Below are 20,284 nucleotides of genomic sequence, written 5' to 3' on the forward strand. Positions count from 1 at the left end.
CAGCGCAACCGTGAAATGGGTCATTTCAATGCCGGGACAGCATGCATCGTGCCGCTTGTCAGGAGGGGCCAGCTTGGAAAGACTTCGATCAAGCCGTGCAGGGGCTGAAGACGTATCACTTCCGGGTCTCATCTGCCTTGTTGCAGAGTTTCCGCTGTGCACTACGCCTATCCCAATCCCCCATGAGCGATCCCACGCCAGAAACGCCAGATGCCGACAAGCCGAAGACTCCCGCCTCCCCGGAAGAGGTCACGCGGAAGCTGGAGGACTTCATCAAGAACACGCTGGGCGGCCAGGTGCTCTTCACCCGCATCGACGGACCCGGCGCGAAGAGGTCCCAGCCCGAAGGCGATGAGAAAGCCCCCGAGGAGCCGGCGGAAGACAACGGCAAGGCTTTCGAGTTCACCTACAAGCCGGCCGACATCAAGGCGCACCTCGACCGCTATGTGATCCGCCAGGATGAGGCGAAGAAGGTGCTCGCCACGGCTGTCTGCGATCACTACCACCACGCCCGCATGCTGCGTGAGCATCACGCGGCCGACGAGCCGGGGCCGCGTCTCGAATTCTCCAAGCAGAACGTCATCATCATCGGCCCGACCGGCGTCGGGAAGACCTACCTCGTCAAACACATCGCCGATCTCATCGGGGTGCCGTTTGTGAAGGCGGATGCGACGAAGTTCAGCGAAACCGGCTACGTCGGCGCGGATGTGGACGATTTGGTGCGTGATCTGGTGGCGAAGGCCAACGGCGACATCGAGCTGGCGGAGCATGGCATCATCTACCTGGATGAAATCGACAAGCTCAGCAGCGGGCCGGAGCGGCTGGGGCGTGACGTGAGCGGTCGTGGGGTGCAAACCGCGCTGCTGAAGCTCATGGAGGAGACCGAGGTGTCACTCTATGCGCCCAATGACATCCGCAGCCAGATGCAGATGATGTTCGACACGCGCAAAGGCCGCACCGGCCGCGAGGTGGTGAACACGCGCAACATCCTATTTATCGTCAGCGGTGCCTTCAGCGGGCTCGAAAAGATCATCGAAAAGCGCACGAACCGGAAATCGATCGGCTTTGTCTCCGCGGAGGCAAAGGCCGCCGCGTCGGAGCACCTCTTCCGCGAGGTGCGCACGAAGGACTTCATCGATTTCGGCTTTGAGGCCGAGTTCATCGGCCGCCTGCCGGTTCGTGTCGTGTGCGACCCGCTCAGCGCCGACGACATGTTCCAGATCATGAAACAATCCGAAGGCAGCCTCATCCGCCAGTATGAGCGCGAGTTCGCCGCCTACGGACTCAAAGCTGTGTTTGAAGACGATGCACTTCGCGAGATCGCCAGCCGCGCCGAGGAGGAGCAAACCGGTGCCCGCGGCCTTGTCACGGCATGGGAACGCGTCCTGCGCGATTTCAAATTCGAAATGCCCAGCCTCGGGCTGCCGGAGCTGCGCATTGATGGAGCCTTGGTGAAACATCCGGAGACGGCGCTGATGAAGTGCCGGAGTGCCGCCGCCAGCCTCGCCATGGAACTCGGCACAGCGCACGCTGGCGAGGTGAAGGCGTTCGCTGAGCGCTTCCAGCGCGATCACGGCTTCACGCTCGATTTTGACGCGGCGGCCATGGCGGCTGTCGCCGCACGAGCCCAGCGTGAAGGCATGAGCGTGGAGGCCATGTGCGCGAAGCTGTTCAAAGACTACCCCTTTGGCCTGAAACTGGTCACCCGCAGCACCGGGACGACCACGTTCGTCATCACCGCCGACGCAGTGGCCAATCCGGACAAATTCGTCAGCGACCTCGTCGTCAACGCCTGCCGTGGCAGCAACACGGAAGCCCAAGTCACGGGCGGAGAATGAACTTCTCTTGAGCCGCCGCCATTCTGCATTCTGATTCGTCGTCCGTCCTTTCACCCTCCTGAACTTCCCATCTATGAGTCGTAACCACGCAGCCGCCATGTTCATCGGAGTGTTCGTCTGCATTCCTCTGCTGGCCCTGTATCACTTTGGCTATTTCCAAAGCACCGCCGACTGGTTCGCCGCGTTGTATGCGCGTGGATTCATCCTGCCACAGGGCGGCCTGAAGCGGCTGGTGTGGCTGCAATACGGTTACTACACACTGATGGCCTTCGCTGGCGCCTGGGTGTGCATCGAAATGCTCTCACAGTGGCGTCGTTTCGCTTTCCTGCTCGGCGGCACCTTCCTCACGGCCACGTTTGGCTGTGTCATGGCGATGAGCGGTGTTCTGTTCGAGCCCGTCTCGGGGATTCTGGCCCTGTGGTTCGCCGGCATCGCTGGCATCGCTGTCGGTGGCACCGTCGATGGCTATCGCCGTCACGTGATGCGGGAATACTTCGTCGGCAGGCTGTCCACGCGGCTGTTTGAGGAGCTGGCGGACCAAAACAATCCCGGGAAGATGACCGAGCGCCGTGAGATCACCGTGCTGACCTGCCGCCTGCTCAATCATGTCGAGATCGCCACCAGTGTGGAGCCCAAGTACTTCGAGGAGCTGGCCACGCACTTCCAGCGCAGCGTGTCCGAGTTCCTCATCTCCCGGGGCGCTTACCTGGATGACTGCGATGCACGGCAGGTGCGGGTGTTTTTCGGCTTCCCGCTCACAGACGAGCATCATGCCCTGCACGCCGTGCAGGTGGCGGCGGTCCTCCGGGCGCATCTGGTGACCCTCGGACGGGAAATGGAGACACGATTCGGCAAGAAGGCGCAGTTTGGCGTCGCCTTCAGCAGCGGACCGGCTGTTTGCGGCCTTTTCGGCGTGAGCCACTTCGAAAGCTTCAGCGCGGTGGGGGATGTGATCGATTTCGCCACCCGCCTGTGCAATCTGAACGCCGACTATGGCAGCACGGTGCTGGTCAGCGCCCGCACTTACGCCCTGGTGAAGGAAAATGCCGAGGTCCGGCCCATGGAGATGGTCAGCGTCGCCGGCTCCACCCAGATGAGCGAGGTGTACGAGCTCCTGGCGGAGAAAGGCACGCTGTCCGAGCAGGAAGGCCGTGCCCGGGATGCCTTCTGGCAGGGAGTCGTGCAGTACCGCAAAGGAGATCTCAAGCAGGCCCTCGAAAGCTTCAAGAGCGCCACGATCGAGGATCGCGAGGATCTGCCGCTGAAGTATTTCACGGACCGCGTGGAGGCAGCGTTGAAGGAAAAAGCCGCGCCTGAGAAGGGCACGCCAAAACACGCCCGCAAGCTTCCGGCTTCCTGATTCACGCGAGGTGCCACGGCTCCTCGACACTCGTTCTTTTCATCGTGCGCATCGACTACCCACCCGCGATCCAGCGTCTCGTGGCCCAGCTCAAGGTCCTGCCCGGCCTGGGGCCCCGCAGCGCGGAGCGTCTCATGCTGTGGCTGCTGCAGATGCGTGACGAGCGCATCTCGTCGCTCATGGCTTCGCTGGGCGAGGCAAAGGAGCGCATCGTGTCCTGCCCCGACTGCGGCTTCTTCATCGAAAGTGACAGCGCCTGCCTGCTCTGCCACGATCCACGACGCCAGCAGAGGCTGCTCTGCGTCGTCGAGCAGGCTGCTGATGTCCTGCGTCTGGAGCGCAGCGGTGCGTTTCAAGGTTTGTATCATGTCCTTGGCGGACGTCTCTCCCCGCTCGACAACGTCACGCCGGAAGACCTGCGCATGGAGTCGCTCGTGCGCCGGGTGGGCGAATTGCAGACGGAGGAAGTCATCCTCGCCCTCGGTTCCGATGTCGAAGGCGAGGCCACGGCCAGCTACATCGCCGATCTGCTGCGTCCCGCCGGTGTCTCCGTGTCACGTCTCGCGCAGGGCATGCCCGCCGGCGGCGGGTTGGACCATGTGGATGAACTGACGCTCTATCAGGCACTGCATGGCCGGCGGAAGCTCGGCTGACAAGAAACGCATGGAAGTTTCACTCGACAAACGGCTCGCGGTTCAGGAGAAAGTCGCAGCCGGAATATGAAATCATACCAAATCTCACGAGAGGGCCAGGTGTTGGGGGAATTTGTCGAAGCCCAGATCCAGGAGGGCCTGCAAACCGGCTACTTCCGCCCCTCCGACTGGTGCTGGAGCGATGGCATGGCCGAGTGGCAGGGAGTCGGTGCCGTGTTTCCCCGGCCGCCGCCCATGTCGCTGCCTTTCCAGCCATTGGCCGAGCCAGATCCAAGGCCTGTGGACACCAGCCCCGTGGATCTGAACCCCTACGCCGCACCCATGGCCAACGTGGTGCGCAGAATCGGTTCACCAGCAAAGAAACTCATCGAGCCCGCCAGCCTTGGTTCACGCTTCGTCGCGGCCTTCATCGACAGTCTTTCCTTGGTGGTCTGGACGATTCCCGTTTGGTTCGTGGGGCCGTCAGACCAGGCTGGTTCAGTCCACGTCATGCTCTTTGTCATGGCGGGTTTGTTTCTCATGATGCTGGTTCTGAATGTCATCTACCTCGTCTCCAATGGGCAGACGATTGGCAAAAAGATGGCTGGCATCCGCATCGTCCGGATGGATGGCGGTGACGAAAAGGCCGGCTTCTTCCGCATCGTGTTTTTGCGATCCTTCGTGGCCCAGGGGCTGCTGGGAATGATTCCACTGTGGAATCTGATCGACATCCTTTTCATTTTTGGCGAGGAACGCCGCTGCCTGCATGACAAGATTGCTGACACGCAGGTGATCAATGCCTAAAGTCCCTTTCTCACCTTCGCGCTCATGACCCATCACATCGCACGCAACGGCCAGCAGCTCGGCGTTTATGCCGAGGAGGAGATCCAGCCCGGCCTCATCACCGGCCGCTTTCTGCCAGATGATCTTTTCTGGACGGAGGGCATGGCTGAATGGCAGCCGCTCAGCACACGCTTCGCCGTGTCCGTTGCGACGCCTGCGTTTGCCGCCGCCGCTTCCGCTGCCCCTGCGTTCAATCCGTATGCCGCGCCGCAGGCCAATGTGGTGACTCCGGCCATGCTGCCGCAGCTGAATCTCGCCTCACGTGGCAGCCGGTTTGGTGCGGCGTTGCTGGATGGACTGGTCGGGCTGCTTGTCGTGGGTCTGCCATTGATCGCCGGCATCGCCATGGCCGACACCAAGGCGGATGATCCAGGAGATGCCTTCGCGACAGGCTCCTTTGTCTGTTTCGGCATCGCCGGCCTCGGTTTTCTGGGTCTCACGATCTACAACATCGTGCTCCTCACCACGCGTGGCCAGACGATCGCGAAGAAATGGCTCGGCATTCGCATCGTGACGCATCCGGACGCCCAAAGTCCGGGATTTGTGAAGGGTTTCCTGCTGCGCTCGTTCGTGAATGGCATCATCGGCCAGTTCGTGCCGCTCTACGGCATCGTCGATGCCTGTTTCATCTTCCGCGAGGACCAGCGCTGCCTGCACGACCTGATCGCCGACACCACGGTGATCACCGACAACCCGAAAAACTGATCACGCCAGCCCCAGGGCGGCGACTTGGTCCTCGTCGAGGCCGAGATAGTGGCCGAGTTCGTGGAGAAGGGTGATCCGGACCTCCTGGCGATAGGTTCGCAGGTCCGCATCGCAATCCGCCCACAGATTGTCGAGAAACAGGCGGATGCGCGGCATCTCATCGGGCGATTCCGGCAGCGGATCACCCCGAGTGTTGCCTTCAAACAAACCGAGAAGGTCAGGATCAAGATCCGGCCCGGTGTCGAGCAGAGCGCCGATCTCAGCCATCTCGATCACACAATCCGCCGCCTCCGCCCGAATCGCGGGCGGCAGCGATTCCAGCGTGGCCTTGACGACGCTGCTCGCGATGGATTCGAGACGTTCGAAGCGCATGCGTTCAGGTTGGCTGGCGGGTTACGAGGTCGAGCGAGCGGCTTACTTTTGCATGATCGTCGGCAGGGATGGGATTCGTCTCGTGAAGCTCGAGCAGTCGTTGCAGGCGGACGACTCCGGTCTCGATGATGCCGCGCACCCAGGCGATGTCCTTGGCGCGGCCTGCCCACAGCTTGTTATAGGCGATGTCGTGCGGATCGAGGAAATGACCGCGCAAACCGGGCGCGAGCTCGATGATCGTCACGCGTTCCTGCCAGCCCGGCGGTGTGTTGCGGAGGAGGGCCGGGGTGACGTAGTCCACAAAGAAGAGATTGGCGTCCGCAAAAGGACTGTCTTCACCGAGCTCCCGCTCAATGATTTGTCCGTCGTAGTAGAGCACTGGAGTGCCGATGGGCACCACATCCACGTCCCGGCTCATGCGGAGATTCCCTGGCAGGTCGGCATGTGCCGCAGCCACGGCTCCACTGCCAATGATCCAGATCTCATGAACGGCCACGGGAAGAAATCGCCGCAGCAGCGGGCCGAGCCGGAGAAAATCATCCAACCCAAGCTCTTTCACGAATCTCCTCCATCTGTGACGCTGTGACGAACGGTTGTCCTTTGAAGGGGGTGCCGGAACGCAGGCGCTGGCCGTCTTCACCGGGCGATTCGAGCAATGCGGCGATCTTTTCCACCGGCCAGGTTTCCAGCATGAGCAACCATTCCGCATCGTGTCCGGACATCTCTGCTTCATGCTTTCGCAGCCATGAAATGGCGAGCTGAACGTCCTCCGGGTGCTCCCGCAGCCGTCGGGCCACCAGCTTGCCCTTCTGCCAGGCGATCCAGTCGTTGACGATGTAGCCCGGCGGCAGATCAAGCCAGGGCGGGAAGGCCTGGATGACGTGCGTGGAGAGATCGCGCTCGACGACGGACATAGTCGGAGTGTCGCGTCAGCCCCAGGCTTTTTCAACCGCTCACTTCTTCGCGGTCTGCGGCTTCTTTTGGAGCTCCTCGATCTTTTTCTCCTGATCCTCGCTCTTCTTTTGAAGCTGCTGCACACGGTCCCAGAGGTTTTTGAGGTCGGCGGGGCTGTCGAGGGAGGCGCGGATGGTTTGCGCGGACTTGGCGGCGGCTTCGCGGACGGGGTCGATGCGGTCGCCAGTGCTGATGGCGAGCATGAGATCGAGCAGACCCAAAGCCTTCGGATCACGCAAGGTGCCGAGCGCCTTCGCGGCGGCGACGCGCCAGTCGCGGCGCGGATCGCTGAGCTTTTCAGCGAGGAAATCGCGCACGGTATCGCGATTCGGGTTCGTGGGACGGCGGGTGAGGAAGGCGAGCGAATCGAAGGCATCGCCGATGTCACGCCCACGCAGGTCGTGCGGCTGCTGCAGGCGGGCAAGGATGGCCGGGACAGCGGATTCGTCGTCCTGGGCACGCAAGGCCTTCATCGCAGCCAGTTCGAGGATGCTTTGGTAGCTGGAGGCGGCGAGATGCTTCTTCAGCGCTTCGTTGATCGCCGGCTCACCCGGGCGTGCGCTCCAGGATTCGAGGATGGTGGCGAGGATGAGCGGGTTTTTCTCCGTCTGGGCCATCTTCCAGAGCGCCTCACGGCTTTCCGGCACATTCAGGCTGGCGAGCGCCTGCGCCACGGCACGACGGGCGCGTGCATGCGGTTGATTGGCATTGCCGGCGATCAAGGCGGCCCGTGCTTCGGGCGTGGCGAGCTTGGCGAGGACTTTCGCGGCTTCACTCCGCACGGCATACGAACCGTCCTCGCGCAGGATCTTGCCGAGTTTCGCGATGTGGCGCTCGTTCAGCGTGCGCACGGCCACAAGCCGCCCGATCACGTCGGATTCGAGCTGTTTGTCTAGCATCGGCCCTGGTGGTGTGAAGCTGATCTTTGCCAGCACGGTGTAATCCGGGTCGATGCGCACGAGTTCGGGCTGTGCCGGCAGGGCGAAGTGAAAATCCTCGCTCTCCTGGCTCACATCCATCGTGAACCGCAGCAGTTCCTTCTTTCCGGCCACCTGGAAGCCGACCGGCAGCGGCACGCGGAAGAGGCGCACCTGCTCGCTGAGCTTCTGCGTCTGGCGGACGGTGATCTTCGCCAGTTTGGAGGCGGAATCCCATGAGTAATCGATTTTGAACTCCGGCACGCCGCCGTGGTGCAGCCATTGGTCGAAGAACTGGTCAAAGGACAGTCCGCTGACCTCTTCGACGACGTCCTGCAGATCGTCCGTGCTCACGATGCCGCTGCGGTGGCGCTCCAGGTAGGCTTTGATGCACTTGCGATACAAATCGGCTCCGAGCTGGCTGCGCAGCATGTGGAGAACCCAGGCGCCTTTCGGATAAGCACGGGAGTCGAACTGCTGCATCGGGTCGGCGTAATCACGCCAGACAATGGGGCGACTGTCGTTCGACTGGAACACATCCTCAGCCTCACGCCAAAGTGCCAGCTTCATAGCGTCGCTGCCGCTCTTCTGCTCCTCGTAAAGGATCGTGTAATAGCTGGCGAAGCCCTCATTGAGCCATAGATGCGCCCAGTCGCGGCAGGTGACGAGATCACCGAACCACTGATGCGCCGTCTCGTGCGCGTCGAGCTCATGCAGCGTGCGAAGCTGCTCCGTGTCCGAGTTGAACAGCATGCCGGCGGCTTCAAAGGTGCAGCTCGTGTTTTCCATGCCACCGGCGATGAAGTCGAGGCAATAGACCTGCCAGTATTTGTCCCACGCGAAGGGCACGCCGATCTCCTTCTGGTAGAAGTCGATGATCTTCCGGGTGTCGGCGAAGGCGTTGGCGGCCTGTTTTTCGTGCGAGGGCGGCACCAGCATGGCCAGCGGCAGTTTACCGGCCTTGTCCTCCAGCTTGTGGAAGTAACCGGCCGCCATCGCGATGAGGTAGTTCACGTGTGGCTTGTCCTGCAGCCAGTGGAAGGCCACGAGACCGTCCTTGCCGGGCTTTTCACTCTGCAACGTGCCGTTGGAGACGACGGTCATGCCCTTCGGCACGTGGCAGATCACTTCACTGGTGAAACGTTCGTTCGGATAGTCGTAGCTGGGAAACCAGAAGCGGTGCTCCTCGGCCTCTCCCTGGCTCCAGACCTGCGTGTCGCCCGCCTTGTAGCCCATTTCAGGCGTGCGGAAATACAGCCCGTGCTCCGGCTGCGCCGAATGCCGCACGGTCAGCGTCACCTCGCTGTCGGGAGCGACGGGTGATGCGAAGCTGACGATGAGTTTGTCGTTCGTGACCTCGTGTTCCGCCACCTTTGCCCCTTCCGCCTTCACTTCGGCGATGCTGAGATCGATCGCGTCGAGTTCGAGCTTCGTCAGTGGCAACGCGATGGGCTTGAAACGCAGCGTGGTGGTGCCTGCGACGGTGCGTTTGGCGAAGTCAGGCGTGACATCGAGTTTCACGTGCAGGATGTCCACGCGGCGGTCACGCGCGTATTTGCGGCCGGCGACGAGCTTCAGCGGCTGCGGCAGCAGATGCTTGTCGCAATGGCGGCAGTCGAAGGAGTCGGCCGAGGCGAGTGAAACGACGGCGAGGAGGGCAAAGAGGGGGCGCATGACGGGCGCGAGCTTCTTGAACGCGTCCGCAAATGGCAAGCGCAAAGCGGAAGGAGCGCCGTTTCGCCGCCGTATTGGCCCGGTCATGCTGACTTTTTCCGACCAGGGCCACGGCTCGTCGCACCTGCGACGGCGGGATTTCCTGCGCATCGGCGGATTGGGCCTGGGCGGCCTCGGTTTGGGCGATCTGATGGCCGCGTCGTCAAAAAAGCTGATCAAGGACAAGTCGGTCATCTTCCTGTTCATGCACGGCGGGCCGTCGCAGTTCGAGACCTTCGACCCGAAGATGGACGCGCCCTCCGAGATCCGCAGCGTGACGGGCGAGATCAAAACCACGCTGCCTGGCATCACGTTCGGCAGCACCTTCGAGCGGCTGGCGAAGCTGGCGCACAAATTCAGCATCGTGCGTTCTTTCGTCACCGGGGATTCGGTGCATGACATCAAGACGATCGTCGGCAAGGACACGCTGCAGGCGAATCTCGGCTCGCTCTACTCGCGCATCGCCGGACCGCTGCGGCTGGGATCTGCCATCCCGACGAATGTGGCGCTGTTTCCGCAGTCGGTGGATGCGAAGACAGGGCCGGTGATCAAGCAGTTCGGTGATTTCACCTCCAGCGGCGAACTGGGAGCCACCTTCAAGCCGTTCGTGCCCGGCGCGGGCGGCGGGGCGCAGGCGGACATGCGGCTGAACCTGCCGATGGCCCGTCTCGATGACAGGCGCCTGCTCCTCGACTCGCTGGACCTGTGGAAACGGCAGATGGATGGCGGCATGCTCGATGGCATGGCGGAGTTTCAAACGCAGGCCTTCGACGTGCTGCGCCGGGGTGTGTCCGACGCGTTTGATCTTTCCAAGGAAGATCCGCGCCTGATCGCACGCTATGACACCGCGCCCCTGCTGCCGAAGGACCGCATCAGCACCGAGTGGAGAAACCGCGAGCACTACGCCGACAACGCGGCCACTTTGGGCAAGCTGCTGCTCCTGGCGCGTCGTCTGTGTGAGCGCGGCTGCGGCTTTGTCACCGTCACCACGAGTTTCGTGTGGGACATGCATGCGGACAACAACAACGCGCCGGTGCGCACTGGCATGGATTACGTCGGTCGTCCGTTTGACCACGCGGTTTCGGCGCTGATCGAGGACATCGAAGCGCGTGGCCTGTCCGAGAAGATCCTGCTCGTCTGCTGTGGCGAGATGGGCCGCACGCCGAAGCTGAATGCCAAGGGTGGTCGTGATCACTGGGGAGGTCTGGCACCACTCATGGTTTATGGTGGCGGGCTGAAAATGGGGCAGGTGATCGGTCAGAGCGCCCGGAATGGCGGCGAACCGTCATCGCAGCCAGTTACGATTCCCGATTTGATCAGCACCATCATGCACACGCTGGTGAACGTGGCCGAGGCGCGTGTCACGGACGGCCTGCCGACGAACCTGCTCAATGTCCTATCCCGTGGAGAACCGATCCGCGGCCTCGTTTGAACCTCATTCCATGCGTTTCTTCTTCGTTTTTCCTCTCATCGTCGCCTTTTCATCCGTTCGTGCTGCGGAACCGGTCACGCGCACGTTTTACGTCTCCGGCATCGAGTGCGGGAGCTGCGTTTACATGGTGCAGCAGTCCGTGGCGGAGACGAAAGGCGTGCAGGATGTCACGGTCATCCAGATCATCGACGGGTATGCGAATGTCACCTTCGACCCCGCCGTGGTGAGCGACCAGCAGATCGCCCAGGCGGTGCGTGAGGCCTATCCGCTGCACGGCATGCCCTATCTGGCCACGTTGAAGCTCAGCGTGACCGATTACGCGGCAAAAGCAGCGAAGGTCGAGGCGCTGTTCGCCGCCTGGAAAGACGCGCTGAAGCTGGAAGTCATCGACAAGGCCAAGGGCGAGGTGCTGGTGCATTTCCTGCCGCTGGAGGCGGACAAGAAGAAGGCGGGACCGCAGGGCTGGAGATTCACGCAGCTCGTGGAGGCCGCGAAGAAGGAAGGCGTTGAGTTCAAGCTGGAGCGGGAAGGGGAGTGAGCGGTCACTCCGCCTTCTTCTTTTTCTTCTTTTTGCCCTCGGGCTGGTCTTTGCCCTTCTTTTTGTCGCCGGAGACCGACTGGATCTCTTCCTTGGGCAGTGCGGACGCGAGGCGGGCTTTGATGTCGCTCATGCCGACTTCTCCGGCAAGGTTGGTCCATTCGTACGGGTCCTTCGTGTGGTCGTAGAGCTCCTCCGTGCCATCGGCGTAGCGGATGTAGCGCCAGTTGGCATCGCGCACGGCGTGGTTGCCCTTTCCGTGAGTGCAGATCGCCACGTCGTCCCACTTGGCGGCAGGATCTTTCAGCAGCGGCATGAGGCTGGCGCCTTTCACGTGCTCAGGCACGGGCAGGCCGGTCAATTCGCAAAGCGTGGGGTACATGTTCGTGTAATCGACCGGCGCCTTGCAGGTGGTGTCCGGCTTGGTGATGCCCGGGGCCACGATGGCCATGCTGGTGCGCGTGGTTTCCTCCCACAGCGCAAACTTCCGCCAGTGCTGCTTCTCGCCGAGATTCCAGCCGTGGTCGGTCCACCACACAATGATGGTCTTGTCCTTGCGCGGGCTTTGGTCCAGGCCGTCGAGCAGGCGGCCGACTTGATCGTCGAGGAAGGAAATCGTCGCGAGGTAGGCCTGCACGCCTTTCTTCCATTGGTCGCCCTTCAAAACCGCGGCGTGATCCCCTTCGGGGCCAGCCATTTTCACGCCAGCCTTCGGGATGTCGTTGAGGTCGTCGTCCTTCGTCACGGGCAGCTTGATTTCGGCCAGAGGGAAGCGGTCGAAGTATTCCTTCGGCACATACCACGGCAGGTGCGGCTTGATGTAGCCGAGGGCTAGGAAGAGCGGCTTGTCGGTTGGCGCGGTTTTGAGGTGGTTGATCGCCCAGTCAGTGGCCTTGTAGTCGCCCAGGTCGGTCGTTTTGGCCTCCACCGCGCCCCAGTCGAAATGGCCGCGATCCAGGCCGTTCAGGTTCTCCTCGTGTTCCTTGATGGTGGGGAACAGTCCTTCCCACTTCGTCCACGAATCGGCGCGGCCCTCCGCGTTGTAGTTGTGGTAAATCTTCCCGCCGCCGAGGGTGTTGTAGCCGTTGGCGAGGAAGTGGCGGTTGATGGTGACGACATCCTTCAAGACGCCCTGGGCCGGGTCGCCATTTGTGTAGATGCCGGTCTTCCAGGGGCGCAGACCGCTCATCAGCGCCGCACGCGAGGGATTGCAGGCAGGAGCGGCGCAATGCGAGTTCGTGAACGCGGTTCCACGTGCGACGAGGCGGTCGATGTTCGGCGTTTTCGCCTGCGGATGACCGCCGAGGTAGCTCGTCCAGTCGTTCAAATCATCGACGGCGATGAACAGGACGTCCGGCTTCGATTCGGCGGCGAGAGTGGCCGTGGCGACGAGAAAAAAGGCGAGAAGGCGCTTCATGGTGCGCCTTGAACGTGAAGTTGCCCTGGCTCTTGCAGTTTGAGGCAGATCACGCCGGAGACCGACGTTGTAGGCAGCGCCATGAACTCGCTCCTCCGCTCCACCATGCACGGCTGTCTCGGCTTCGGCCTTGTCAGTGTGGCTGCCTATTCGATCTGGGCCTTCGTTCCCCGCATCGCGGGCAGCGAGACCGGCATGTATGCGCTGATCGCGCTGGTCTATCTCGGCGGTGCGGGGTTAGTGCTGTGCGGGCTGCTGGATGGGGAGAGGAGGCTGGGTCGATTCTACCGCATGTTTTTGCCGGCGTTCTTTGGTTATGCGCTGCTTTGGAGCCTGGCGTGGTTTTTGATCCAGGACCCGCCCGGCGTGAAGCTGCGCGAATGGCTCGGCGCGGCGGCTGGCACGTTGTTTTTCTCGTGGGTGTGCTGGAATTCGCTGAAAAGGCCCGCGGGCTTCTGGAGCGGGGCGCTGGTGCTGTTTGCCCTGCACACGGCGGGTTACTTCATCGGCGGGAAATGGATGTACGGCATCCTGGCCGGTGGAATCGAGGGCTGGACGAGATCACAAGTGGCCATCGTGGCGAAGCTCGGCTGGGGGCTGTTCCACGGTCTCGGCTTCGGGGCTGGAATCGGCTTTGCACTGGGTTTCTGGCAACGGTGCCGCGTGAACGCCTTGTGAATAACCAAGGACGCAAAAATAGCTCAGGAGAAACTGATTCCGCTGGTTGCACTCGCCGCGTCACTTGCCATGAATGGGCGCTCCTTACTGAATGAGCGACCCGATCCGGCACGAGTGCGGCATAGCCGTCGTGCGGCTGAAAAAGCCGCTTGGTTACTACTATCAAAAATACGGCAACGCCCTCTATGGCTTCGATGCCCTGCAGGCGCTCATGACGAAGCAGCGCAACCGCGGCCAGGACGGCTTCGGCATTGGCTGCTGCAAGCTCGGCATGCCCGCCGGCCTGCCTTACATGTTCCGCGAGCGCAGCACGGAGAGCGTGGACAAGATCGGCGCCGTCTTTGAGGAGATGCGAAAGGACATGAAGCGCATCGCGCGTCGCATCGACAAGCAGCGCAAGGAGGAACGTGACCAGGAGGGGAAGGAGTTCGTGCCCTTTGAGGAGGACCCCGAGGCCATCAAACGCGAGTTCGAGATGGCGGGCGAGATTTACATCGGCCACCTGCGCTACGGCACCAGCGGTGACTTTGGCAAAGGCTGCCTGCATCCTTACCTCCGCCGCACCACCTGGCCGACGCGCACACTGATGGTGATGGGGAACTTCAACCTCACCAACACCCGCGAACTCAACGAGATCATGATGAAGCGCGGGCAGCATCCCGTCTTCGGCACGGACACGCAGAGCGTGCTGGAGGAGATGGGTTTCCAGCTCGACGAGGCGCACACGCAGCTCTACCACGCCATCCGTGACTCTGGCGTGCCGGGCGTCGAAATCCCCACGCACATCAGCCAGCAGCTCGACGTGACCCAGGTCGTGCGTGATTCGGCGCGGCGCTGGGACGGCGGCTACGCCATCATCGGAGTGATCGGCAATGGCGACCTCTTCGCCATGCGTGATCCGAGCGGCATCCGCCCCTGCTGCTACTACGAGAACGACGAGATCTTTGCCATCGCCTCTGAACGCGTCGCGCTCATGTCCGTGTTCGGCGTGACCGAGGATGATGTCAAAAAGCTCCCGCCGGCGCATGTGGCGGTCATCAAGGCCGACGGCACGATGACCGTCGAGCCCTTCACCGAGCCGCGTGAGTTCAAGCCCTGCTCCTTTGAGCGCATCTACTTCTCCCGTGGCAACGACTCCGTCATCTACAAGCAGCGCAAGGCGCTGGGCGAGCAGCTCGTGCCGCAGGTGGTGAAGGCCATCGACAACGATTTCGAGCACACCGTGCTCAGTTTCATCCCGAACACCGCCGAGACGGCCTACTTCGGCTTCCTCGACGGTCTGCGCAAAGCCCGCCGCAACACGGTGAAGGAGGCGTTGCTGGAAATGCTGCGCGACGGCCATTTCGACGCCGAGGACGAGAAACGCCTCGACGACTTGGTGCTGCGCAACTGGCCGCGGGCCGAGAAGATTGCGCTCAAGGACATCAAGATGCGCACTTTCATCGCGCAGGAGAACGGTCGCGACGCGCTCGTCTCCGGCAGCTATGACATCACTTATGGCGTGGTCACGCCGCAGGACAATCTCGTCGTCATCGATGACTCCATCGTTCGTGGCACCACACTGAAGAAAAGCCTGCTGCGCATCCTGGCCCGCACCAATCCGAAGCGCATCATCGTCTGCTCCACCGCGCCGCAGATCCGCTATCCCGACTGCTACGGCATCGACATGGCCGAACTGGGCAAATTCATCGCCTTCCAGGCCGCCGTGGCCCTGCTGCGTGAGCGCGGCATGTCCCAGGTCGTCTGGGACACCTACGCCGCCTGCAAAGCCGAGCTGCGCAAGCCGAAGGAGGAGATGCGCAATGCCGTGAAGGCCATTTACGCGCCCTTCACCGACGAGGAGATCTCCAACAAGATCGCGCAGATGATCCGCCCGGAGGACACCTCCTGGGGCGGCGCTGTGGAGGTCATCTACCAGACGATCCCGGGCCTCCACGAAGCCCTCGGCGCCGAATTTGGCGACTGGTACTTCAGCGGCGACTATCCGACCCCTGGCGGTTACGCGGTCGTGAACAGCTCCTTCCTGCTGTATTGCGAGGCGAAGGATGGCCGCGCCCACGAGGCGCTGCTGTAAGTTGTCCAGGTCCTGGGGAACTGGAATCAGGCTACTTTGCCACCCCGAACGCGCACACCTCGTTCTTGTTCGCCGAAAGGCGTTTCAGTCGGAACTCGGCGCACAGCGATGGCGCGTCACGTTTCAGCGTTTCCAGCAGCTCATACTCATCGTGCCCCTTGAACTTGATCGTCACGATGAAGTTCCGCATGCGCTTCTCCCGCAGCCATTCGAGGAGCAGGTCGATGCTGCGTTGCGGAGCCGCGATCACATCGCAGACGAGCCAGTCCACGGTCTGTGGCGGCTTGTATTTGAAAGCGTCGGCCGTTTCGAAGCGCAGGCGCGGATTCCGCATCAAATCCTCCCGCAATTCGGAGCGATCCACCGCGATGACATGAGCGCCACGTTGAATGGCGACATAACTCCAGCTTCCTGGCGATGCACCGAGGTCCACACAGGTCTGATCGCGATCGATGAAACGGCCCAGACGCTGTTCTGACTCGACCAGCTTCGTGAAGGCACGCGACGGAGCGCTTTTGTCCTCTGCCCAGGGGACTTCACCACGCAGGAAAGGTGAGATCAAATCGCGCAGCGAATGAGGCTGCGGAGCCAGGCTTGCGGAAAGCCAGCCGGACTCCGGCGAGGTGAGAAAACACTGAACGAGGGAGGTTTCGGGGGTGAATGGAGCGTCATTGGGATGCCCCTCACCTAACCTCTCCCCGAAGTTGATCGTGGCTTCTGTTGGGCTCTCTCGACGGGGAGAGGGATGTTGTCTTGCGTGTCTCGAAGGCTCTCCCTGCTGCGATCTCTGATCCCTCTCCCCGCCCCAGGCTTGATTGTCTCCTCCAATCGGCTTCGGGGAGAGGTTAGGTGAGGGGCCTTCTTTCACCAACGACCTCAGCAAATGCCTGCGGCGTTTCTTCAACCGCTCGACCAAGCTGGCGCGAATCAGTTCACAGCGATTCACGCCCGCTCGGCCCTCGCCATACTGGGGCCACAGATGCAGACGCCAAGGCTGCTCATCCGGGAAATGGCCGGCAATAGCGTCGATGATGCGATCCGCCCACGCATTGATCGAAACAGCCGTCGTTTCGAGCGCGTCTGGCAACGTCTGCCGCGCAAAGGCCAGATGCAGGCCTTCGAGCTTTGCGTCTGACAGGATGCCGATGTCAGTGATCTCCCTTTGCGTCGATTCTGGGGCGCTACGACGCAGTTCGTCCGCCAAAAACGGGATGGAATCAGGATCAGCGAGGAAAAGATGCACGCGTGGCTCGGGCGATCACGGTTGAGCCGGCTTTGTGGCGGGCACGTTCTCTTTGAAAGGTGACACGACACCGAGTGTGGACGGCAGGAAGTCATCCGTGCGGAAGCAGGAGGCGGGAAGACCTTCCGCGTTCATGAGGTTGGCGCCTTCAGGCCAGCTCGCCCAGGCGTAACGTACCCCCACGGGCTCCGGCACCGCCTCGCTCCAGACCACGACTTCGCTGCCTTCGAGCTTTGCGTTGGCCCAGACCCACTTTTTATCCGCTCCGGCGATCTGGAAGTGCTTCGGCTCGCCGCCGTCGCGGGTTTTCAAGCCGGTGCCGGTGTGCGTGAACTGGATGCGCACTTTGTCGCCCTGGACGGCGGAGGAGAGGTAGAGCGGTCCGCAGTATTCCGGGCCGTTCTTGCCGTAGTCCTTCGCCAGCGCCCACAGAGCCAGACGGCGACCGACCTCCTGCTTGTTCTTCGGATGGATGTCGTTCTGCTCGCCGATGTCGTTGATGATGGCGATCCCGCATTTGTCGAGTGTCTGCGCCGTGAGCGTCTGCGCCTCCTGCAATTCCACCCAGGCGTCAGCGACGCCGGCATCCTTCGTCACCGGCTTGCCATTGCCGAAATTCGCGAGTTGCACGATGTAGAATGAGAACGCGTCCACCCATTGCTTGCGCCAGTCGTTGACCATGGTCGGCAGGAGCTCCTGATACTGGAAGGCACGTTTCTGGTTTGATTCACCCTGATACCAGATGGCTCCCTTGATGCCGTAAGGCACGAGCGGGGCGATCATGCCGTTGAACAGCACGCTGGGGTGATGCGGCGTCTTGGCGGGATCATCCGGCGGCCGTGGCGCCTGGGGCTTCGTCTTCTTTTTGCCGGCGGGCAGCTTCGCGTTCTCCTCGTCGATCTTCTTCACCAGCGTCTGCCACTCCGCCTTGCGCGTCTCAAAGGCGGCCTGCTCCTTCGCGGCGTCCCACTTGCTGACATGGTCTTTCCAGTCGGCGAGCATGTCAGAGGCGCAGGGGCGCTCTTCCAGGGCTTCGCGGCTCGTCCAGGCCTCGATTCGGGTGCCGCCCCAGGAGCTGTTGATCAGACCCACGGGCACTTTCAGCACCTGATGCAGGTGGCGGCCGAAGAAATAGCCCACAGCTGAGAAATCGCCCACGTTGGCTGCGGTTCCCTCCTTCCAGGCGCCTTTGCAGTCGGCCTGCGGTGCCATGTTTGGAATGCGCTCGACATTGAACATGCGGATCTGCGGATGCTTCGCCGCCGCGATCTCGGCATCGGCGTTGCCAGCCTGTTTCACGGTCCACTGCATGTTGGACTGGCCGGAGCACACCCACACCTCGCCGACGAGCACGTTTTTGATCGTGATGGAGTTCTTGCCAGCCACCACGAGGTCGGCGGGCGTGGCATTCGCGTTCATCGGATTCAGCGTGATCGACCACTTGCCGGAGGGATCGGTCACGATGCTGTGAGCCTGGTCGGCAAAGGCCACCTTCACCTCCTCGCCGGCTTCGGCGGTGCCCCACACGCGCACGAGCTGTTGCTGCTGCAGCACCATGCCATCAGAGAAAATCGCGGGCAGCTTGATCTCCGCGCGCAGGCTGGTGATGGCGAGGAAGAGACAGAGGAGGGGGCGGTTCATGGGGATAGGTGTCTTTTGGCCGGATGTCGGGCAAGTAAGCCAAATGTCAGAGAATCGTGCTGTCGTCGGATCGCTCGAGGCGGCCGATCTTCTTTTTGATCGTCTCCAGCAGCACGGTCATTTCATGCACGCAGCGGAAACATTCCTTCTGCGTCTCCTCATCCGCCAGACCGGGCACGGCGGGGTGGATCTTCATGAACTGGAGGGCGATGTTTTTGCAGGCTTCGCGGAGTTGGGCGATGGCGGCGGGGCGGTCCATGGGGGCAGCGTAGAGCGTGCCGCCTTCTGTGCAAACGCGGATCAGTCCTCGTGACGGCGGCGGATGCGCAGCGAATCCTTCAGGCTCACAAAGTCGGACAGCAGGAAGATCACGGTGAAAAAGGCCAGCACGACCTCCATCATCGTCACCAGCTTGGCCACGACGGTCAGCGGTGTCACGTCTCCAAAGCCGAAGAAGGAGAAATTCAGCACGCTGAAGAAGAAAAACTCGAAGATCAGCTCCGCCTGGCCCCAGGCGGGGTCGATCGAGCTGAAACTCGTCGGTTCGTCCGTTTCAAGACACCAGTAGTCCAGCGCGAAACTCAGCGTGATCTGCGCCATGTTCACCCCCATGAGGCCCAGCACCTTGTGGTAGGCCAGGTTGTCCCGCGTGGCCATCAGGATGTGCGTCAGGTTCTCCACGAAGAAGAAAACCGTCTTCGCAAAGGCCACGGCCAGCACCGCCAGGCAAAACAGCGGCGCCTGCATGCCGCTTCGCGTCCACAAAACCTGCAAAACGGCGGCGATGGCGATGATGACCGCCACTTCGCCGCCCTGGCGGATGACCTGACCGATGATGCGTTGTTCCTGGCTCATGCGTGGCCGATTTGAGTTCGCCTCCAGCGGTTCGTCGAGCGTAAAATCCACCACATTCGCCATTCGCTCATTCTGGTTTCGTCATTTACCCTCGCCCATGCCCGTCGTCTCCACCACGCTCCGTTATTCCACCTTCATCCTCGCCATCGCGGGTGTGCTCGCCATGGGCGTGGTGCTGCAGAAGATCCGCAGCCAGGAGTCAAGCATCCCGCCGCCACCGGTGGCCCCGCCGAAAAAAAACGCGCAGGACGATGTCGCCGCCACCGGCATCCTGGAGGCTCGCGGCGAAAACGTCGCCATCGGCGTTCCCATGCCGGGGCTGGTGAAGACGGTGCAGGTGGAGGTCAACCAGACGGTGAAGGAGGGCGATGATCTGCTGCAGCTCGACGACCGCGAGTTGAGCGCGTCCCTTTTGAAGCAAAAGGCTGCGGTCGGTGTCGCCGAGGCCGAACGGGTCGTTGCCCAGGCCCAGCTCGCGAAGGTCCAGGACATGCTCGACCGCCTGAAGTCCATTCCCGACCAGCGGGCCATCAGCCAGGATGACCTGCGCAACCGCACGAACGATGTCCTTGTCGCCAAAGCCCAGCAGCAGGCTGCGGAAGCCCAGCTCGCCTCCGCGCGGGCCGACGTGAACCAGACGGAGCTGCTCATCGAGCGACTCACCGTGAAAGCGCCCCGTGCCGGCACCATCCTCCAGGTGAACATCCGCGCCGGCGAATACGCCTCGCCGCAGAACAAGCAGCCAGCCCTCGTGCTGGGTGACATCGAGACGCTGCACGTCCGGGCCGATGTCGATGAGCAGAACGCCACGAGGATCGCCCCCGGGAAAGACGCCACGCTTTACCTCAAGAGCGACTCCACCCGCAAATACACCGTCAAATTCGTCCGCGTGGAGCCCTACGTCATCCCGAAGGTCTCCCTCACCGGCGCCAGCACCGAACGCGTGGACACCCGCGTGCTCCAGGTCATCTACGAGCTCGAAAAACCGAAGGGCGACAGCCTCTACGTCGGCCAGCAGGTGGATGTGTTTATTCCGAGAAAGTAGTCTTGTTGTCTGAACAGAACATGCTTG

General features: G+C 62.0%; 19 protein-coding genes. 10 read left to right on the plus strand and 9 right to left on the minus strand.

Features of this window, described 5'->3' with window-relative positions; all coding sequences use genetic code 11:
* The first annotated feature begins 182 nt into the window (after window positions 1-182).
* From IAE77_RS27790 to IAE77_RS27810, 5 genes are all read left to right on the plus strand, one after another.
* Complete coding sequence (locus IAE77_RS27790; protein ID WP_294234074.1) at window positions 183-1,838, plus strand: AAA family ATPase; 1,656 nt, start codon at window positions 183-185, stop codon at window positions 1,836-1,838.
* A gap of 97 nt (window positions 1,839-1,935) precedes the next feature.
* Complete coding sequence (locus IAE77_RS27795; protein ID WP_294234077.1) at window positions 1,936-3,198, plus strand: adenylate/guanylate cyclase domain-containing protein; 1,263 nt, start codon at window positions 1,936-1,938, stop codon at window positions 3,196-3,198.
* Between the two features lie 44 nt (window positions 3,199-3,242).
* A complete protein-coding gene (gene recR, locus IAE77_RS27800; RefSeq protein WP_294234080.1) occupies window positions 3,243-3,851 on the plus strand; it encodes a recombination mediator RecR in 609 nt (202 codons plus the stop codon).
* Window positions 3,852-3,917: 66 nt separating this feature from the next.
* Window positions 3,918-4,634, plus strand: coding sequence for an RDD family protein (locus IAE77_RS27805; RefSeq protein WP_294234083.1), 717 nt, complete (start codon window positions 3,918-3,920; stop codon window positions 4,632-4,634).
* 24 nt (window positions 4,635-4,658) lie between these two features.
* Window positions 4,659-5,378, plus strand: coding sequence for an RDD family protein (locus IAE77_RS27810; protein ID WP_294234085.1), 720 nt, complete (start codon window positions 4,659-4,661; stop codon window positions 5,376-5,378).
* On the opposite strand, the gene IAE77_RS27815 is transcribed toward IAE77_RS27810, so the two are convergent.
* The 4 genes from IAE77_RS27815 to IAE77_RS27830 are packed head-to-tail and all read right to left on the minus strand — an operon-like array spanning window position 5,379 to window position 9,295.
* Window positions 5,379-5,750, minus strand: coding sequence for a metallopeptidase family protein (locus IAE77_RS27815; RefSeq protein WP_294234088.1), 372 nt, complete (start codon window positions 5,748-5,750; stop codon window positions 5,379-5,381).
* A gap of 4 nt (window positions 5,751-5,754) precedes the next feature.
* Entirely contained in the window at window positions 5,755-6,309 is a 555-nt protein-coding gene (locus IAE77_RS27820) for a DUF6036 family nucleotidyltransferase (protein ID WP_294234091.1), read from the minus strand.
* Window positions 6,287-6,664 carry a hypothetical protein gene (locus IAE77_RS27825; RefSeq protein ID WP_294234094.1) on the minus strand — a complete coding sequence of 126 codons (378 nt, stop codon included), beginning with the start codon at window positions 6,662-6,664 and terminating at the stop codon, window positions 6,287-6,289. The genes IAE77_RS27820 and IAE77_RS27825 overlap by 23 nt, the downstream gene beginning before the upstream one ends.
* 39 nt (window positions 6,665-6,703) lie before the next feature.
* Window positions 6,704-9,295 carry a M1 family aminopeptidase gene (locus IAE77_RS27830; protein WP_294234097.1) on the minus strand — a complete coding sequence of 864 codons (2,592 nt, stop codon included), beginning with the start codon at window positions 9,293-9,295 and terminating at the stop codon, window positions 6,704-6,706.
* An 85-nt stretch (window positions 9,296-9,380) separates the two neighbouring features.
* Between IAE77_RS27830 and IAE77_RS27835 the strand changes: the two genes are divergently transcribed.
* Both IAE77_RS27835 and IAE77_RS27840 read left to right on the plus strand, forming a co-directional pair.
* A complete protein-coding gene (locus IAE77_RS27835) occupies window positions 9,381-10,766 on the plus strand; it encodes a DUF1501 domain-containing protein (protein WP_294234100.1) in 1,386 nt (461 codons plus the stop codon).
* A gap of 10 nt (window positions 10,767-10,776) precedes the next feature.
* Window positions 10,777-11,304: a heavy-metal-associated domain-containing protein gene (locus IAE77_RS27840; RefSeq protein WP_294234103.1), complete on the plus strand. Its 528-nt coding sequence runs from the start codon at window positions 10,777-10,779 to the stop codon at window positions 11,302-11,304.
* Window positions 11,305-11,308: 4 nt separating this feature from the next.
* Here IAE77_RS27840 and IAE77_RS27845 read toward each other — a convergent pair whose 3' ends face one another.
* Entirely contained in the window at window positions 11,309-12,721 is a 1,413-nt protein-coding gene (locus IAE77_RS27845; RefSeq protein WP_294234106.1) for a sulfatase, read from the minus strand.
* Between the two features lie 81 nt (window positions 12,722-12,802).
* Between IAE77_RS27845 and IAE77_RS27850 the strand changes: the two genes are divergently transcribed.
* Window positions 12,803-13,399, plus strand: a complete 597-nt coding sequence (locus IAE77_RS27850; protein ID WP_294234111.1) for a hypothetical protein — start codon at window positions 12,803-12,805, stop codon at window positions 13,397-13,399.
* A 91-nt stretch (window positions 13,400-13,490) separates the two neighbouring features.
* Window positions 13,491-15,473, plus strand: a complete 1,983-nt coding sequence (locus IAE77_RS27855; protein ID WP_294234114.1) for an amidophosphoribosyltransferase — start codon at window positions 13,491-13,493, stop codon at window positions 15,471-15,473.
* 31 nt (window positions 15,474-15,504) lie between these two features.
* Here IAE77_RS27855 and IAE77_RS27860 read toward each other — a convergent pair whose 3' ends face one another.
* From IAE77_RS27860 to IAE77_RS27875, 4 genes are read right to left on the minus strand one after another with little or no spacing between them, the layout of a single operon-like run.
* Window positions 15,505-16,716 carry an SAM-dependent methyltransferase gene (locus tag IAE77_RS27860; protein WP_294234117.1) on the minus strand — a complete coding sequence of 404 codons (1,212 nt, stop codon included), beginning with the start codon at window positions 16,714-16,716 and terminating at the stop codon, window positions 15,505-15,507.
* A 15-nt stretch (window positions 16,717-16,731) separates the two neighbouring features.
* The gene (locus tag IAE77_RS27865) at window positions 16,732-18,357 is read right to left on the minus strand and encodes a sialate O-acetylesterase (RefSeq protein ID WP_294234120.1); all 1,626 of its coding nucleotides are present in this window, start codon (window positions 18,355-18,357) and stop codon (window positions 16,732-16,734) included.
* Window positions 18,358-18,403: 46 nt separating this feature from the next.
* Window positions 18,404-18,616: a hypothetical protein gene (locus IAE77_RS27870; protein WP_294234123.1), complete on the minus strand. Its 213-nt coding sequence runs from the start codon at window positions 18,614-18,616 to the stop codon at window positions 18,404-18,406.
* 41 nt (window positions 18,617-18,657) lie between these two features.
* The gene (locus IAE77_RS27875) at window positions 18,658-19,212 is read right to left on the minus strand and encodes an ion channel (protein ID WP_294234125.1); all 555 of its coding nucleotides are present in this window, start codon (window positions 19,210-19,212) and stop codon (window positions 18,658-18,660) included.
* Window positions 19,213-19,309: 97 nt separating this feature from the next.
* Here IAE77_RS27875 and IAE77_RS27880 point away from each other — a divergent pair, with 97 nt between their 5' ends.
* Complete coding sequence (locus IAE77_RS27880) at window positions 19,310-20,257, plus strand: efflux RND transporter periplasmic adaptor subunit (RefSeq protein ID WP_294234128.1); 948 nt, start codon at window positions 19,310-19,312, stop codon at window positions 20,255-20,257.
* Window positions 20,258-20,284 lie beyond the last annotated feature (27 nt).

The sequence above is a fragment of the Prosthecobacter sp. genome, assembly GCF_014879935.1.
Classification (GTDB): Bacteria; Verrucomicrobiota; Verrucomicrobiia; order Verrucomicrobiales; family Verrucomicrobiaceae; genus Prosthecobacter.